16 protein-coding genes are annotated in these 15,990 nt (G+C 39.9%); 11 read left to right on the forward strand and 5 right to left on the reverse strand.

Translation table 11 applies throughout. The annotated features are described in order from the left end of the window. Positions 1–126 precede the first annotated feature (126 nt). Together JR005_RS01295 and tmpT are read left to right on the forward strand one after the other, a co-directional pair. The gene (locus JR005_RS01295) at positions 127–735 is read left to right on the forward strand and encodes a DedA family protein (protein ID WP_004996291.1); all 609 of its coding nucleotides are present in this window, start codon (positions 127–129) and stop codon (positions 733–735) included. A gap of 2 nt (positions 736–737) precedes the next feature. Continuing rightward, positions 738–1,391: a thiopurine S-methyltransferase gene (gene tmpT, locus JR005_RS01300; protein ID WP_218665444.1), complete on the forward strand. Its 654-nt coding sequence runs from the start codon at positions 738–740 to the stop codon at positions 1,389–1,391. Between the two features lie 66 nt (positions 1,392–1,457). Here tmpT and JR005_RS01305 read toward each other — a convergent pair whose 3' ends face one another. Both JR005_RS01305 and JR005_RS01310 read right to left on the reverse strand, forming a co-directional pair. Further along, positions 1,458–1,982, reverse strand: coding sequence for a YecA family protein (locus JR005_RS01305; RefSeq protein ID WP_004990656.1), 525 nt, complete (start codon positions 1,980–1,982; stop codon positions 1,458–1,460). 72 nt (positions 1,983–2,054) lie between these two features. After that, the gene (locus JR005_RS01310; protein WP_004990657.1) at positions 2,055–2,261 is read right to left on the reverse strand and encodes a PA3496 family putative envelope integrity protein; all 207 of its coding nucleotides are present in this window, start codon (positions 2,259–2,261) and stop codon (positions 2,055–2,057) included. A gap of 358 nt (positions 2,262–2,619) precedes the next feature. Here JR005_RS01310 and rpoD point away from each other — a divergent pair, with 358 nt between their 5' ends. The 6 genes from rpoD to JR005_RS01340 all read left to right on the forward strand — a co-directional run bounded on the left by rpoD (position 2,620) and on the right by JR005_RS01340 (position 9,270). After that, on the forward strand, positions 2,620–4,506 hold the full coding sequence (rpoD, locus tag JR005_RS01315) for an RNA polymerase sigma factor RpoD (protein WP_218665445.1): 1,887 nt from the start codon (positions 2,620–2,622) through the stop codon (positions 4,504–4,506). A 108-nt stretch (positions 4,507–4,614) separates the two neighbouring features. Further along, positions 4,615–4,902: a YbeD family protein gene (locus JR005_RS01320; protein ID WP_004990660.1), complete on the forward strand. Its 288-nt coding sequence runs from the start codon at positions 4,615–4,617 to the stop codon at positions 4,900–4,902. Between the two features lie 255 nt (positions 4,903–5,157). Beyond that, positions 5,158–5,817, forward strand: coding sequence for a lipoyl(octanoyl) transferase LipB (lipB, locus tag JR005_RS01325; protein ID WP_218665446.1), 660 nt, complete (start codon positions 5,158–5,160; stop codon positions 5,815–5,817). Positions 5,818–5,896: 79 nt separating this feature from the next. Next, positions 5,897–6,430 (forward strand): hypothetical protein, encoded by a 534-nt coding sequence (locus JR005_RS01330; RefSeq protein ID WP_004996280.1) that lies wholly within the window; start codon positions 5,897–5,899, stop codon positions 6,428–6,430. A gap of 1 nt (position 6,431) precedes the next feature. Continuing rightward, positions 6,432–7,616, forward strand: a complete 1,185-nt coding sequence (locus JR005_RS01335) for an iron-containing alcohol dehydrogenase (protein WP_005003035.1) — start codon at positions 6,432–6,434, stop codon at positions 7,614–7,616. Positions 7,617–7,884: 268 nt separating this feature from the next. Beyond that, positions 7,885–9,270, forward strand: coding sequence for an APC family permease (locus JR005_RS01340; protein WP_004990667.1), 1,386 nt, complete (start codon positions 7,885–7,887; stop codon positions 9,268–9,270). A gap of 41 nt (positions 9,271–9,311) precedes the next feature. On the opposite strand, the gene JR005_RS01345 is transcribed toward JR005_RS01340, so the two are convergent. Together JR005_RS01345 and JR005_RS01350 are read right to left on the reverse strand one after the other, a co-directional pair. After that, positions 9,312–10,211 carry a neutral zinc metallopeptidase gene (locus JR005_RS01345; protein ID WP_218665447.1) on the reverse strand — a complete coding sequence of 300 codons (900 nt, stop codon included), beginning with the start codon at positions 10,209–10,211 and terminating at the stop codon, positions 9,312–9,314. A gap of 44 nt (positions 10,212–10,255) precedes the next feature. Further along, entirely contained in the window at positions 10,256–11,182 is a 927-nt protein-coding gene (locus tag JR005_RS01350; protein ID WP_218665448.1) for a DUF808 domain-containing protein, read from the reverse strand. 126 nt (positions 11,183–11,308) lie between these two features. On the opposite strand from JR005_RS01350, the gene trpS reads away from it, so the two are divergent. From trpS to JR005_RS01365, 3 genes are all read left to right on the forward strand, one after another. Next, positions 11,309–12,322, forward strand: a complete 1,014-nt coding sequence (trpS, locus tag JR005_RS01355) for a tryptophan--tRNA ligase (protein ID WP_218665449.1) — start codon at positions 11,309–11,311, stop codon at positions 12,320–12,322. A 541-nt stretch (positions 12,323–12,863) separates the two neighbouring features. Next, positions 12,864–13,517 carry a YqiJ family protein gene (locus tag JR005_RS01360; RefSeq protein ID WP_004990677.1) on the forward strand — a complete coding sequence of 218 codons (654 nt, stop codon included), beginning with the start codon at positions 12,864–12,866 and terminating at the stop codon, positions 13,515–13,517. An 11-nt stretch (positions 13,518–13,528) separates the two neighbouring features. Beyond that, complete coding sequence (locus tag JR005_RS01365; protein WP_218665450.1) at positions 13,529–15,241, forward strand: flotillin family protein; 1,713 nt, start codon at positions 13,529–13,531, stop codon at positions 15,239–15,241. Positions 15,242–15,311: 70 nt separating this feature from the next. On the opposite strand, the gene JR005_RS01370 is transcribed toward JR005_RS01365, so the two are convergent. Beyond that, the gene (locus JR005_RS01370) at positions 15,312–15,932 is read right to left on the reverse strand and encodes an OmpW/AlkL family protein (protein ID WP_218665451.1); all 621 of its coding nucleotides are present in this window, start codon (positions 15,930–15,932) and stop codon (positions 15,312–15,314) included. Positions 15,933–15,990 lie beyond the last annotated feature (58 nt).

The raw sequence follows: 15,990 nt of genomic DNA on the forward strand, positions 1-15,990 counted from the left end.
CTTTAAGTTACATGCGTGATTATGTAGGGAAATGTATAAAAAAAATTTAGTCCGCTTATTTACATAAGAAAGATTTAAAAACAGCGACTTAATCTTTAATATCAATTTATTTACCAATACATATTTATGGACAATTGGATCATCCAGATCATTGAGAGTCTGGGCTATTTTGGCATCGCTTTTTTGATGTTTCTGGATAATGTTTTTCCTCCCATTCCCTCAGAAGTCATTATGCCGAGCGCGGGCTATACCGCCTCTCGTGGGCAGCTTCAGATTGTAGGGGTGATTATTGCAGGCAGTATAGGGTCGATATTGGCTGCTGCCGTTTTGTATGCCATTGGTCGTAAAATCCCAAAAACGGCACTGTTTAGATGGGTCGATCGTTACGGGCGATACTTATTTATTCAATCAAAAGATTTAGAGAAAGCGCTGAATTGGTTTGAACGGTATGGACATCGTATCGTGTTTTGGGGGCGAATGATTCCTGCGGTTCGCTCTTTAATTAGTATTCCTGCCGGCATGAGTCAAATGCCTTTTAGCAAGTTCATGCTGTATAGCAGTTTAGGTACCATTATCTGGACCACATTTTTAGCCTGCATCGGTTTTTATTTTGGTGAAAATCAAGAACTGATGTTTACGATTATGCATCGGGTAGGATATATCATTTTAGCCATTACCTTATGCTTTTGTGCATGGTGGCTCTATCGTAAATTTTATAAAATTAAACCGAGGTAACTATGCAACACGAATTTTGGCACCAGCGCTGGCAGGAAAATCGAATCGGATTTCACCAATTTATGCCAAGTCCGCTCATGGTTTCATATTTTAATGAATTAAATTTAAAGCCTAATTCACGTGTTTTTGTGCCTTTAAGTGGTAAAACACTCGATATTCGCTGGTTGCTCCAACAAGGCTATCGTGTGATTGCAGTTGAACTCAGCCAAATTGCAGTGGTTGCTTTAATTGAACAACTCAACACAGATTTTGGATTTGATTTTGAAATGTCAGAACAAAATAATTTGATTCATTATTCACATCCACAAATCGATATTTTTGTCGGTGACTTTTTTGATCTGACTCAAAAACAATTGGGACAAGTCGATGCGATTTATGATCGTGCTGCGCTGATTGCCTTGCCTTATGAAATGAGACAACAATATGCACAACACCTGATTCAGATCAGTCAGGCGGCACCTCAATTTCTGATCAGTTATGAATATGATCAGGGCAGCTTTGAGGGGCCTCCATTTTCCGTTGAATCTGACGAGATTCAACAGCTTTATCATCATGTTTATGACATCAAATGTTTAACAGAACAATATGTGGATGCGCAAAAAAACAAAGGAGATCATCCTCGCAGTAAAGTCTGGTTACTTCGCACGAAAATATAAGCATAAAAAACACCTCAGTTTGAGGTGCTTTTATTATTGCCTTGCTTCACTTCGTAAAGTGAACATTTAATTAGGCGTGTGATACATCAGATACAATTCATTTAAATTATCTGGAATTTCTTCCGCCAATTCGTCCATCAACTGACCATTACGACGGAAAGATTCCATTTGAGGATCTTCTTCATCAATGCCACTAAACACCATGATTGGCAAAGTCAAATCCACTAGTTGTTCTTCATATTCTGGTGCAAACCACGCCTCTTCATTTAGGAACATTGCATCGACAAAACCGACGCTCCAGTCGCCTAAACTTGAATCCACGTCTGCTTCTTCAATTTCAAATGGAAACTCAATCCCTTCTTCATTTGCCAAGTTTTGACGAATTGAATCTAGCCAAAGTTTAATTTGTTCAATAATCGCAGCAGGAACTTTTTTCTGATTGCTTTCAAATAACTCATCTAACCAGCGATCAAACTGCGGGCCAACTGCAATCGCACACAGAAAACCATGAGTGGCCGCAAAATCCAGACCATGTTCATTTTGGTCACCATCAAGATAATCACTTAATTGATCTAAATCCAAGGTACTCATTGTTTATCCAGTGTTATCAATAAATAGCATATAGCATAACATTTTCAGTTCGCTATGCGGTGTCTGATTGTATTAGTCTTCGTCATCCAGATCATCGTCATCAAAGTCATAATCAAAGTCTTTTAACTCACGCTCTAAACGGCGTTGTGCCAAAAGATCATCAATTAAACGTCGCTTTTCCAATGACTCTTTTGCACTGATTTTGCCTGATGCTTCATCAAAACTAACATCATCATCATCACCGTAGCTATCATCTAATTCAAAATCTGTAGAAGACACTAAAACTACCTCGTAGTGAAAAAATGTGAATAGGTCTAGGCGCTATTTATCTTGCCTAATCTGGCATGTCAAGTTTTTTTTATTTTTTTCGACTTTAGCGGATTATTTGTATCTTTTTTCATCAAAAAATTTGTATATTGATAAAACTCTTGCTAACGTCTATCGATAATTCTTGATGAAAAATTTAGGATGACATAACTTGAAAAAAACAATTCCAACCCAATATTCAAAAAATAGCTGTGAAATCAAATATATTTTTTAATTCAGATGTAACCGATCAAATCGAAAACATTTAGAGCGAATTGTGCTATCATGCACGGTTTTTTACTGCCACAGATTCAACGAAGAGTAAGCAAAGATGAGCGATATGCATTCCCCTACTTCCCAAGTAGCGGCTCTGATTAGCCGAGGCAAAGAACAAGGTTACTTAACCTACGCTGAGGTCAACGATCATCTCCCAGACTCAATTACCGAAAGCGAACAGATTGAAGACATCATTCAGATGCTTCAGGACGTTGGTATTCCTGTGCATGAACGTGCGCCTGAATCTGATGATGCAATGTTTGGCGAATCCACCGAAGCTGCCGATGAAGTTGCAGAAGAAGAAGCGGCTGCGGTATTGGCATCGGTTGAAAGTGAGCCTGGGCGTACGACTGACCCAGTGCGTATGTACATGCGTGAGATGGGAACAGTTGAGCTCCTGACTCGTGAAGGTGAAATCAGCATTGCAAAACGTATCGAGGAAGGTATCCGCGATGTCTTGCACTCAATCGCTTACTGGCCAAATGCTGTTGAAGTTGTATTACAAGAATATAATGACTTTTTAACTGGTGAACGTCGTCTTGCCGACATTCTTTCAGGTTATCTTGATCCTGAAACCGATGAAGACATTCCAGAAGTGCTTGAAGAAGAAGCTGAACTGGAGGAAGACGAAGAATCTTCATCTAAGACCACTAAAGAGGTGAAACTGGATGATGATGACGACGACGAAGAATCTGAAGGTGATGATGATTCTGAAGGTGAATCTGGTCCAGACCCAGAAGTTGCGAAAGTTCGTTTTGAAGAATTAGAAGCTGCGTGGAATAACACCAAAGCGGTGATTGAACAACATGGCCGTAGCAGTGAACAAGCCAATGAAGCTTTAGAATCACTTGCATCTGTGTTTATGATGTTCAAATTTACGCCACGTCTATTTGATATTATTTCAGAAATGATCCGTGGTACGCACGAACAAATCCGTGCCAATGAACGTGAAATCATGCGTTATGCAGTGCGTCGTGGTCGTATGGATCGTAATCAGTTCCGTACCAGCTTTCCTGGTCAGGAATCTAATCCAGCATGGTTCGATGAACAGATTGCAAAAGCCCCTGCTGAAATGCGTTCGTACTTAGAAAAAGTTCGTCCTGATGTCTTGGCATTCCAGCAAAAAATTGCCGATATCGAAAAAGATCTCGATCTTCATGTCCGTGAGATCAAAGATATTTCTAAACGCATGGCAGTTGGTGAAGCGAAAGCTCGTCGTGCCAAAAAAGAAATGGTGGAAGCCAACTTGCGTCTGGTGATTTCGATTGCCAAGAAATATACCAACCGTGGTTTACAATTCCTTGATTTGATTCAGGAAGGTAACATCGGTTTGATGAAAGCAGTGGATAAGTTTGAATACCGTCGTGGTTATAAGTTCTCGACATATGCAACATGGTGGATTCGTCAGGCGATTACCCGTTCGATTGCGGATCAGGCGCGTACCATTCGTATTCCTGTCCACATGATTGAAACCATTAACAAAATCAATCGTGTATCACGTCAGTTATTACAGGAAATGGGTCGTGAACCGACACCAGAAGAATTAGGCGAACGTCTAGAAATGGACGAAGTCAAAGTTCGTAAAGTGTTGAAAATTGCCAAAGAGCCAATTTCAATGGAAACACCAATTGGTGATGATGAAGATTCGCATTTGGGTGATTTCATTGAAGACTCAAACATCACTTCACCAGTGGATGCAGCGACTTCAGAAGGCTTGAAAGAAGCCACTCGTGAAGTGCTGGAAAATCTGACTGAACGTGAAGCCAAAGTCTTAAAAATGCGTTTTGGTATTGATATGCCAACCGATCATACTTTGGAAGAAGTGGGTAAACAATTTGACGTTACCCGTGAGCGTATTCGTCAGATTGAGGCAAAAGCGCTGCGTAAATTACGTCATCCTTCACGTTCTGAGCACTTGCGTTCGTTCCTTGAAAATGACTAATTTGAATCAATGAGCAGTCACTTGAAATTTGAGTGACTGTCCCCATTTAATATTCAAATACATACAACAATGCCTGCATTTTCGCAGGCATTTCATATGGAGAATGTTATGTTAGACCGTACTCCTTCTCGCGAATTACAAGAACATCTTTGGGTTTTTCCAATGGATTATCCAATCAAATTGATTGGTAATGCGGGAGATGAGCTTCGTACTGCTGTGATTGATATCTTGCAAAAACATTTTCCAGAATTTGATGGCGATTCACTCAAAGTGCAACCATCTCGCACTGGAAAATATCACTCGATTACTGCGCAATTGCGTTTTGATGAGCTTGAGCAAGTACATGCCTTATATGCTGACTTGGCTGCATGTGAACACATTCGTACTGCACTCTAAAACAAAGCGAGAAATAAAAAACACGCCTATAGGCGTGTTTTTTATGGCTGAACAGAATCTAAAATCAATGATCAGGTCTTTAATCAAATAAAAGTTGCTTCTTCAACCATCTCAACCAATTTATGAATGATTTTATAGCGCTTTTTATTCATGATTTACATACATCACATATAAATCAGTGTGATCCATGATTTTATTCATAACTAACTTCTTTATAATGAACAAGTATTTTGATTGAACATAGGGCTGACATTTGTGAATAACGTCATAATCAAACCAACTTTGACTATACGTCAATATCAAAACTTGACCCCTTATGCTGATCGTTTTCAAGAAATGAAAAATCTGACTGAACAACGGGATGAAAATACGCCCGATCAACTCTGGATTTTGCAACATCCAAATGTGCTCACGCAGGGACAAGCAGGCAAGCCCGAACATATTTTAATTCCAACTGATATCCCTGTGGTACAGTCCGATCGCGGTGGGCAAGTCACTTGGCATGGCCCGGGTCAAATGGTGATTTATTTTATGTTTGATTTAAATCGTCTAAAATGGAATGTCCGCACACTGGTCTCCTTCGCAGAACAGTTGATGATTGATCTATTAAATAAATATGCAATCAAGGGCTATGCTAAACCTGATGCACCAGGCGTTTATGTGGACGAACGTAAAATAGGCTCACTCGGCTTTAAAATCCGACGTGGACGCAGCTATCATGGATTAGCGTTAAATATTGATTGTGATTTAACTGGCTTTCAAACCATTAATCCTTGTGGCTATGCGGGGCTGGAGATGGTTCGCTTATCTGACCTTGTTCAAGATTATCCAACGTTTGAACAGCTTGCTTCAGATGTAGTTGAATATTTTAACAACACCCATTACTTTAGTGACGTAGAAGTCACCTCTGCATAATTTACTTTATTTTTTCCAAAAAACTATTTAGAGTAATTACTCTAAAACTCAAAATTAGAATGTTAAAAGGGATAAACGTGTGATTTCAAGTAAAACCGTAAAACCCGCATTGCAAATGGGCTACGTCAAACTCATGATGGATGTGATTGGACGTGGTCTCGTGATGGCAAGTCAGGTCGATCAAGAAATACAAAATGAAGTGGCGAAATTTCCAGTAGGCTTTGTTTTATCCATGAATGTATTCCCTAATGGGCCTGCATTTGTCGCGAAAGTGACTGAAGATAAAAAATTGCAACTGATTTCGCTTGAACAGGGAAAACCTGATTTGACCATTACGTTCAAGCATTTAACCCATGCTTTTATGGTATTTTCATTTCAGGAAAGTACGGCACAGGCATTTGCAAATGACCGTATGATTGCTGATGGCGATGTCTCCAGTGCAATTCGACTGGTACGCTGCCTCAATAAAATGGAATCTCTAATTTTACCAAAAGTCGTGGCATCGCTCGCCGTAAAACAATATCCAACCGAACTTAGTTTGAAAGATAAACTCAGCGAAGCAGCCAATATTTATCTGAAAGTCGCACAGTCATACTTAAAACGGAGTGTATAAAATGGCTAAACCGTATTATGAATTTTTTTGTCCAGTTAAAGTCATTGCAGGCAGTGCTGCTTTAGAACACATTCCTTTTGAACTTGCGACTTTAGGTTCAAAACGCCCGATGATCATTACAGATAAAGGCGTAAGAGCAAATAAATTACTTGAGCCGATTGAAACGGCTTTTGCATCGACTGATGCTGAAATTGGCTATATTTTTGATGATGTACCGCCAGATTCAAGTCTGGAAACCGTCCGTAATGCTGCCCAGTTTTATCGTGACAACAACTGCGATGCAATTATTGCAGTCGGTGGTGGTTCTGTGATCGATACCTCAAAGGCAACCAATATTTTAGTGTCTGAAGGTGGTAACGATCTACTCAAGTATTCTGGTGCACATAATTTACCTAAACCACTCAAACCATTTTTTGTGATTCCAACCACATCTGGGACAGGTTCAGAAGTCACCATGGTTGCGGTGGTTTCAGATACGCAAAAGAATGTAAAGCTGGCATTTGCATCTTATTATCTCATGCCACATGCGGCGATTCTTGATCCACGTATGACGCAAACCCTACCTGCCCATCTAACAGCAATGACAGGTATGGATGCATTAACTCACTGTGTTGAAGCTTATACTTGTCTAGCTGCCAACCCTTTAAGCGATGCCTATGCAAGTGCAGGTATCAAAAAAATTAGTGAAAATCTATTTAATGTGATTGAAAATCCAAGCGATGCTCAAGGTCGTTTAGAGTTGGCACAAGCTTCAACCATGGGTGGAATTGCATTCTCTAACTCTATGGTCGGTTTGGTACATTCGCTTGGACATGCATTAGGTGCTGTTGCACACTTACCGCATGGTCTTTGCATGAACTTGTTCTTACCCTATGTGCTTGAGTACAATAAGGAAGTAAATGGCAACAAAATCGGTGAATTGTTACTGCCATTGGCGGGTGCAGATATTTATGCACAAACCCCTGCTCATCTTCGTGCTGAAAAAGCCATTGCGACTATTTTAGCCATGCGTGACCGTTTATTCATGATGACCAAATTGCCGCGTAATTTACGTGAAACAGGTAAAGTGACAGAAGCACAGCTTGATGAGATTGCAGAAAAAGCGCTCAATGATGGTTCAATTATCTATAATCCCAAAGAAGCGAACTTTGACGATTTAAAAGCCATTTTACAAAAAGCATGGTAATTTAAAACGCATTCGCTGTTGTTACTCTAAGTAAGAGTCTGAATTCTCAAGTCATTCAGACTCTTTTCTTTTTTTATGATTTTCATTCATCATTATTTTTAGCAAATTGGCAAAAAATTTGCTAAAAAATCCACAAAGTTACTGACAAAAGGCATCGATTTAGGATAGATTGGCGCACTTTACTTTTTCATATAGGGGGGATCGTTCGTCTCAAACGATCCTTAACAGACATGACTGATCCTTGATCAACGATTATGAGGATACGCCGTTGACAACTCACACTGGGACTCAACCTGCGGCTAAACTGCAAAAAAATCTTGTGCTATGGCACATCATTATCATCGGTTTGGCATACATTCAGCCCATGACTGTATTTGATACGTTTGGTCTCGTATCACAAGATAGCCATGGACATGTACCAACGTCATATATTTTTGCTTTAATTGCAATCCTACTTACGTCCATCAGCTATGGACATATGATTAGGCGTTATCCTTCTGCTGGCTCAGCATATACCTATGCACAAAAATCCATTCATCCCAATGTCGGGTTTATGGTGGGCTGGTCATCATGGCTCGATTATTTACTCTCTCCGTTGGTCAATATTATTTTGGCCGATATTTATCTGCGTGCGCTGTTTCCAGATGTCAATAACTGGATTTGGGTCATTGGCTTAACCATCATTATGACTGTGGTCAATTTGTTTGGTGCTCGTTTTGTGGCTCGTTTTAACAGTACGATTGTTTTTATCCAGATTGGTGTCATTTTCTACTTTACGTATAAAGTCTATTTGCTGCTCACTCAGGGCATGAATGCCGATGGTAGTTTAGATCAATCACAATACCAACTCTGGAGCATCGCACCTTTCTGGAATGAGATGACATCAATTGGTGCGCTGATCACAGGTGCAACCATTCTGTGTTTCTCATTTACTGGCTTTGATGCATTGTCATCTTTGGCGGAAGAAACCAAAGACACTGAAAAAGTATTGCCTAAAGCCATTTTCCTGACTGCATTAATTGCAGGGGTGATCTTTATTATTAGCACCTATTTTATGCAGATTTACTTTCCGAGTGACCCTGCAAATTACTTCAAGAAGATTGATGAAACCCAGCCTGAAATTTTATTGGCAATCGGTGGGATCACTTTCCAAACGGTGATTCTTTATTTTGCCATTGTCACGGTGATGGCTTCAGGGATTTCAGCCCATGCTGGTGTTTCACGTTTAATGTATGTGATGGGTCGTGATGGGGTCATTAACAAGAAAATCTTTGGACATATTAGTCCTAAGCTTTATACACCTACCTATAACATCATCATTGTTGGGGTGGTGGCGCTTGCAGCAGGTTTCCTTGATTTTGAACATATCGCCAATCTGATTAGCTTTGGTGCGTTAACTGCGTTTAGTTTTGTCAATTTCTCAGTGATTTCACGCTATGCATTGCGTGATGGACGTACCAAAAATATCAAAGATATTTTTAATTATATCGTCATTCCTGTACTTGGTTTTGCCAGTGTATTTATGATGTGGCTTGAAATCGATCAACTTGCACTGAAAATTGGTTTGATTTGGGCTGCGATTGGAGTCGGCTATTTAGCTTACAAAACTCGCGGATTCCGTTATCCACCTCCACAGCACAATGAACATGAATAAATTTTAAAAATAAAGGGCTTAGATAAGCCCTTTATTTTTTATTAGAGATTGGATTCAAAAGTATTACACTGATTTAAATCACCCGTTTTAAGTCCGACCTGAAACCAATGCATACGTTGCTGACTTGTACCATGGGTAAAGCTGTCTGGTACCACCTGACCTGTTGCCTGTTTTTGCAAATAGTCATCACCAATTTTTTGCGCGGCATCCATCGCCTCTTCGATATCACCTTGCTCTAAAAATTGGGTTCTTTGTTGATTATGATTTGCCCATATTCCTGCAAAACAATCAGCTTGTAATTCTAATCTAACCGAAAGCTGATTGCCTTGGGTACGACTACCTTGCGCCTGTGCTTGTTGTACTTGAGAAGAGATTCCAAGCAGATTTTGCACATGATGCCCTACTTCGTGTGCGATCACATAAGCCTGTGCAAAATCGCCTGCTTGATCTTGACGGGAAAGTTCAGTTTGATTTTGCTCACCCGATATTCCCATTTGCTGACGCATCTCTTTAAAGAAAGCGGTATCAATATAGACTTTTTGATCTGCGGGACAATAAAACGGCCCCATTGCAGCTTGAGCTGTACCACAGCCCGAACGAATCGCGCCAGAAAACATGACCAATTTGGGTGGAGTATAAGTTCCGCCTAACTGTTTAAAAATGGGTGACCAAGTATCTTCGGTATCTGCCAATACTGTGCCGACAAATTCAGAAGCCTCCTCCTGTTCAGGTGTCAGTTGTTGAGGAGCCTGATCACTGACCTGCTGTTGTTGAGTAACGCTTTTAGTCGCCTGATAAGCCATTTGTGGATCGACACCAAAAAACTTCCATGCCACAAAAGCAACAATTAAACCCAAAATACTAATACCACCTGCTTTGGCAGCGCCGCCGCCACGACGATCCTCCACATTGGTACTGATACGACGACCTTTCCAGCGCATAATTCACCTCTTATCTTTTATTATAATGATGACTTCATTCAACTCTATGAAGTTACTTTTTTAGGCCACAGCTTTTGAATTAAGCTTACAACCAATAATACGACGACACCAGCAATCATCCCTACTGCAAAATTGATCAACGTCGGGGTGATTGCACCAATAATATTACCAACGTTTGGAATCAGCTCCAGATGGTCTGTGGTATCTTCAGTAAAGTGATGTAACAATGGAATGGTATGCGCAATAATACCGCCTCCAACAAGGAACATTGCGATCGTGCCCACGATTGTCAGTGTTTTCATCAACTTTGGCGCAAATGCCAATAAACCGCGTCCTATGCTTTGTTTTACATTTGATGTTTGTTGCGTCAAATAAAGTCCTAAATCATCAATTTTAACAATCATGGCAACGAAACCATATACACCCACTGTCATAATAATGGCGATGATACTCAATACCGTCACTTTAGAGATAAAAGATGCGGCTGCCACCGTCCCCAGAGAAATCACCACAATTTCAGCTGATAAGATAAAGTCGGTACGAATCGCACCTTTGATTTTTTCTTTTTCATAGGTGACTAAATCAGTTTCATCTTTCACCAATTTTTCTGCGGCTTCTTCCGCTGTCGCTGCTTTTTTATGGTGTAAGGAATGAAGAACTTTTTCAACACCTTCATAGCATAAGAATAAACCACCAATCATCAGTAAAGGATTAATCAACCACGGCGCAATCACACTAATGAGCAATGCCAAAGGCACCAAAATCAATTTATTAATAAAAGATCCTTTGGCCACGCCCCAAACCACAGGAAGCTCACGATCAGCGCGTACTCCACTGACCTGTTGAGCATTTAAAGCCAAATCATCGCCCAGTACGCCTGCTGTTTTTTTTGCTGCCATTTTACTCATGACGGCAACGTCATCCAGCACAGTGGCAATATCATCTAATAATAAAAGTAAGCTACTCGCCATTTAATTTTCCTTAGGTTTTTTAGGCTTCTTTTTTATTGTGACTGACATTAAAAAAAATTATGCCGTACAATGTCGCCTATTCAATCGTTTAATGATATGTAGATTCATACTACTTTGGAATAGAGAATGAGTAATCTTGATCATCGTCCAATTATTTTGACTGGCGACCGTCCCACTGGACAGCTTCATTTAGGCCATTTTGTAGGTTCACTACGCTCACGTGTAGGTTTACAGGACAGCCATCATCAACATTTATTATTGGCAGATGCTCAAGCCTTAACAGATAATGCAGATAATCCAGATAAAGTACGCCGTAATATCCTAGAAGTTGCACTGGACTACTTAGCAGTAGGCATCGATCCTGCTAAAACCACAATTTGCGTTCAGTCTTGCTTACCGGCACTGAATGAATTGACCATGCTTTATCTGAACTTTGTGACCGTCGCACGTCTTGAGCGCAATCCAACGATCAAATCTGAAATTCAGATGCGTGGCTTTGAGCGCGATATTCCCGCTGGTTTCTTATGCTATCCAGTGGCACAAGCGGCTGATATTACCGCATTTAAAGCGACTGTAGTGCCTGTGGGTGAAGACCAGATCCCGATGATTGAACAGACCAATGAAATTGTTCGTCGCGTCAATCGCCAAATCGGTCAAGACTTATTGCCTGAATGTAAAGCCCTGCTTTCAAACATGGCACGTTTACCAGGTTTTGATGGTAAAGCCAAAATGTCTAAATCATTGGGCAATACCATTGTCTTAAATGCTTCGGATAAAGACATTAAAAAAGCAGTTAATGCCATGTATACCGACCCGAATCATCTGCGGATTGAAGATCCAGGTCAGGTTGAAGGTAATATTGTATTTACTTATCTGGATGCTTTTGATCCAAATCCAGAAGAAGTCGAAGAATTAAAAGCACATTATCGTCGCGGTGGTTTAGGTGATGGTACGGTGAAAAAGCGCCTTGAAGGAATTTTAAAAGATTTAATTAGCCCAATCCGTGAACGTCGTGAAGAATTAGCTAAAGATCCAGATTACATTATGGATGTATTACGCGATGGTACTGAAAAATGCCGGATCATTACTCAAAATACATTAGATGAAGTCAAAGATGGTTTAGGTTTATTTAAATTCTAAATTAAATCATTGTCTTATTTAAAGGCTCTTATTATTAAGAGCCTTTTTTATGAATGATTTTCTTTAAAGAAATAGCAATACATTATTTAAATGATATACAGCTCACAAAATAATCGCTTTATTAACGTGATTTAACACTACTTAACGTGAATACCAATGAATTTGGTCAGTTATAAAATTACTATAAGTCATGAAAGTTATGAATTTCCCCAATTTCATGACATTTCTCCTTAACCGAAGCTGTTTATAACAGATTCGTTGTTCTGCGTAATGATCACCCCAATCATTGCGCTTTTTTTTGTTTAAAATTTACTCTAGTAGTAAATCATATATTTCACGCATTGTCTGCTACTTATTAAAAAAAAATTAGAATTATTTATTTGAGGGCTTTTGTTATTTAAATTACCTTTAAAAAATAAATTGAATAAAATTGATAGACTTAGAATAGACTTTATAAATGATAAATGTTATCGTTTTTAAATTACTTGTGAAAAGACAGTAATAACAATAATTTAATTTCAATAAGATAAAGAGCCGCTTTATGTTGTGGGACTTGTTTACTCATCCTTCAAATTATATTTTCAGCATTAGTTTAGTTTTATGTTTTGCCATTGGAATACTTGAACTTATCTTGCTTATGATTGGAGGTTCATCTCAAGTTTTAGATCAATTTCTTCCAGAGCAGTTAAGTGATTACCAACCTGATGTCGATTTAGATGCCGATCAAGGCATGCTCTGGCAATTTTTTGACTGGCTATATCTGGGCAGAATCCCTTTATTAATCTGGTTAATTGTTTTTCTTACCACTTATGCCCTGACCGGTTTTATCATACAGGGAACATTTTATACCTTTACTGAACATTATTTTTCAGTATGGCTGATTGCCCCTGCGGTACTTTTTTTGTCAATGCCTTTTGTACGTTGGGCTTCTGCTCTAGTCAGCAAAATCATACCAAAAGATGAAACCACAGCAATTTATAGTGAAGATTTGATTGGGCAACCAGCAAAAATTATTTTAGGGATTGCTCAAGCCAATTCGCCCGCTCAAGCTAAAGTAAAAGATCAATTCGGACAAACACATTATGTCTTGGTTGAACCAGAACAAGATGAAAGCTTTCAACAGGGACAAATCGTTATTTTAACTCGAAAAACCAAACTCGGTTTTCAAGCGATTTCTCAACTTACAAATGATTAAGAGACAATAATATGTTTAATTCTGCTCTTTTTGAGATTCTCATTTTTGCTGGCATCATTCTTGTTGCCCTTGTGATTATTGGCATCATTATCGCCCGTCTTTATCGACGTTCAAGCAAAGAAGTTTCTTTTGTGCGTACAGGCTTTGGGGGTGAAAAAGTCATTTTAAATGGTGGTGCAATCGTACTTCCTGTTTTACATGAAATTATTCCAGTGAATATGAACACCTTGCGGCTTGAAGTAAAACGTGCGGCTGATCAGGCACTGATTACGCGTGATCGTATGCGTGTCGATGTCATGGCTGAGTTTTATGTACGGGTCAAACCGACTGCCGAATCGATTGCCACAGCGGCCCAAACGCTGGGTAAAAAAACTATGTCTCCTCAGGAACTCAAAGATCTGGTTGAAGGTAAATTTGTTGATTCTTTACGTGCCGTTGCCGCTGAAATGGCGATGGAAGAGTTGCATGAAAAACGCGTAGATTTTGTACAAAAAGTTCAGCAAGTTGTATCTGAAGATCTATTTAAAAATGGTCTGGAACTGGAAACGGTGTCTTTGACTGGACTGGATCAGACCAGCTTTAAGTTTTTCAATCCGCAAAATGCATTTGATGCAGAAGGCTTGACCAAACTGACTGAAACCATTGAAGACCGTCGTAAAAAGCGCAATGACATTGAACAGGACGCAGATTTAGCAATTAAAGCCAAAAATCTTGAAACTGAACAGGCGCGATTGCAGATTTTGCGTGAAGAAGAGTATGCAAAATTGCAACAAGAACGCGAGATTTCGATTCGCCGTGCTGAACAACTTGCAGAAATTGCGTCGCAAGAAGCAGCAAAAAAACGCGAAGCGGAAGAAGCACGAATTGCGGCTGAACGGGAAGTTGAAATCAAACGCATTGCTTCTGCTCGTGATGTCGAAAATGAAAATATTTTAAAAGCCCAATTGATTCAAAAAGCGCAGGTTGAGCAAAAGAAAACCATTGAACTGGCGGAACAAGATCGCGCGATTGCGATTGCTGAAAAGTCCCGTGCTGAATCTGAAGCCAAGGCGTTGGCAGATCAGGCTCGCGCAGCCGCAGTAAAAGCCGAAGAAGAAGTATTAACTGTTCGTGAAACCCAACGCGCAGAGCGTGAAAAAGCGGTCGAATTAGTCGCAGCAAAGCAAGCGGCTGAAAAAGATGCAATTGCTATTACGGTAGCAGCAGAAGCCTCTAAACAAGCCGCTGTCGATGATGCTGAAGCGGTACGTATTGCAGCAGAGGCTGAAGCGGAAAAATTACGCTTAAAGGCAAAAGGTGAATCTGATGCCAAAATGCTACTCGCGCAGGCTCAGGAAAAACAATATCAAGTAGATGCCGAAGGTACTCGCGCGGTCAATGAAGCATCTAATGTTCTATCGACTGAACAGGTCGAAATGCAAATTCGCCTTGCGTTGATGAAATATCTACCTGAAATTATTCGTGAAAGCGTTAAACCGATGGAAAATATTGATGACATCAAAATTTTGCAGGTGAATGGTTTAAATGGTTTCGCAACCGGCGCAAATCTAGGCGAAGGTCAGGAAAATATGCAAACGTCTTTGTCTGATCAAGTGGTGAACAGTGCGCTGCGTTATCGTTCTCAAGCGCCTTTAATTGATAGCTTGATGAATGAGTTAGGCTTACAAGGCGGTGATATGAATGGTTTTACTCAAAATTTAAAGTCCAATACACATAAACAATAATAAAACGTGCAGAAATCAATCTCGATGAAAATGCGATTTAGCTTCGCATTTTCATCAAGTTAAATTGATATCAAAAACGATAACTATAACCGATAGTGTAAACCACAGGATTGACATCCAGTCGTCCAATCTTTTGCCCATCAAGTTTGACATCACTTTCAACCTGTGCATAACGTACGTCAGCAAAGACACCCCAGTTTTTAGCATCTGCTGGTTGAAAATTAAATCCGATCTGGCCTGCATAACCATAAGTGACATCTGCTTTGAGCTTGGCATCACTTCCAATTAATTTTTCATCCCAAGGAATCGCGACGGTAAGCCCTGCCCCAATATAAGGCGTAAAACGTGTGGAGTTTCTAAAATGATATTTTGCAGTCAGGGTTGGCGGTAAATGTTTAAATTTGGCGGCATCCACTCCATTTAACTGAATATCATGCTGAAACGGTGCTAAGGCAAGTAATAATTCTGCGGAAAATGGAGAATTTCCAAAAAAATATTCAACTGATGGCGTCGCATTAAATTCATTACTGACGTCTGCTTTGGCACCAGCCAAGACACCATTATCATGTGCAGGCGCGAGAAAGCTTCCCCCTAGTTTGACTTGCCAGTTTTCGGCATGAGTCAGGGGCATAGTGCCTAGAACCATCACAGTTACAAGTAACCCTTTATATCGTTTTACATCTATAAGCATGCTTAGCTTACCTCTATCATTTTAAATGCTGATTTATAAGTCTTGCCAAATACATATC

The organism is Acinetobacter sp. Colony158, from assembly GCF_019264745.1.
GTDB classification, from domain to species: domain Bacteria; phylum Pseudomonadota; class Gammaproteobacteria; order Pseudomonadales; family Moraxellaceae; genus Acinetobacter; species Acinetobacter ursingii.

What these genes read in the sequence shown, in the direction of transcription:
- JR005_RS01370 (WP_218665451.1), bottom strand. Translation starts at nt 15,932, where the DNA reads ATGCTTATAGATGTAAAACGATATAAAGGGTTACTTGTAACTGTGATG.
- rpoD (WP_218665445.1), top strand. Translation starts at nt 2,620, where the DNA reads ATGAGCGATATGCATTCCCCTACTTCCCAAGTAGCGGCTCTGATTAGC.
- JR005_RS01360 (WP_004990677.1), top strand. Translation starts at nt 12,864, where the DNA reads ATGTTGTGGGACTTGTTTACTCATCCTTCAAATTATATTTTCAGCATT.
- JR005_RS01305 (WP_004990656.1), bottom strand. Translation starts at nt 1,982, where the DNA reads ATGAGTACCTTGGATTTAGATCAATTAAGTGATTATCTTGATGGTGAC.
- JR005_RS01295 (WP_004996291.1), top strand. Translation starts at nt 127, where the DNA reads ATGGACAATTGGATCATCCAGATCATTGAGAGTCTGGGCTATTTTGGC.
- JR005_RS01350 (WP_218665448.1), bottom strand. Translation starts at nt 11,182, where the DNA reads ATGGCGAGTAGCTTACTTTTATTATTAGATGATATTGCCACTGTGCTG.
- JR005_RS01345 (WP_218665447.1), bottom strand. Translation starts at nt 10,211, where the DNA reads ATGCGCTGGAAAGGTCGTCGTATCAGTACCAATGTGGAGGATCGTCGT.
- tmpT (WP_218665444.1), top strand. Translation starts at nt 738, where the DNA reads ATGCAACACGAATTTTGGCACCAGCGCTGGCAGGAAAATCGAATCGGA.
- JR005_RS01320 (WP_004990660.1), top strand. Translation starts at nt 4,615, where the DNA reads ATGTTAGACCGTACTCCTTCTCGCGAATTACAAGAACATCTTTGGGTT.
- JR005_RS01365 (WP_218665450.1), top strand. Translation starts at nt 13,529, where the DNA reads ATGTTTAATTCTGCTCTTTTTGAGATTCTCATTTTTGCTGGCATCATT.
- trpS (WP_218665449.1), top strand. Translation starts at nt 11,309, where the DNA reads ATGAGTAATCTTGATCATCGTCCAATTATTTTGACTGGCGACCGTCCC.
- JR005_RS01335 (WP_005003035.1), top strand. Translation starts at nt 6,432, where the DNA reads ATGGCTAAACCGTATTATGAATTTTTTTGTCCAGTTAAAGTCATTGCA.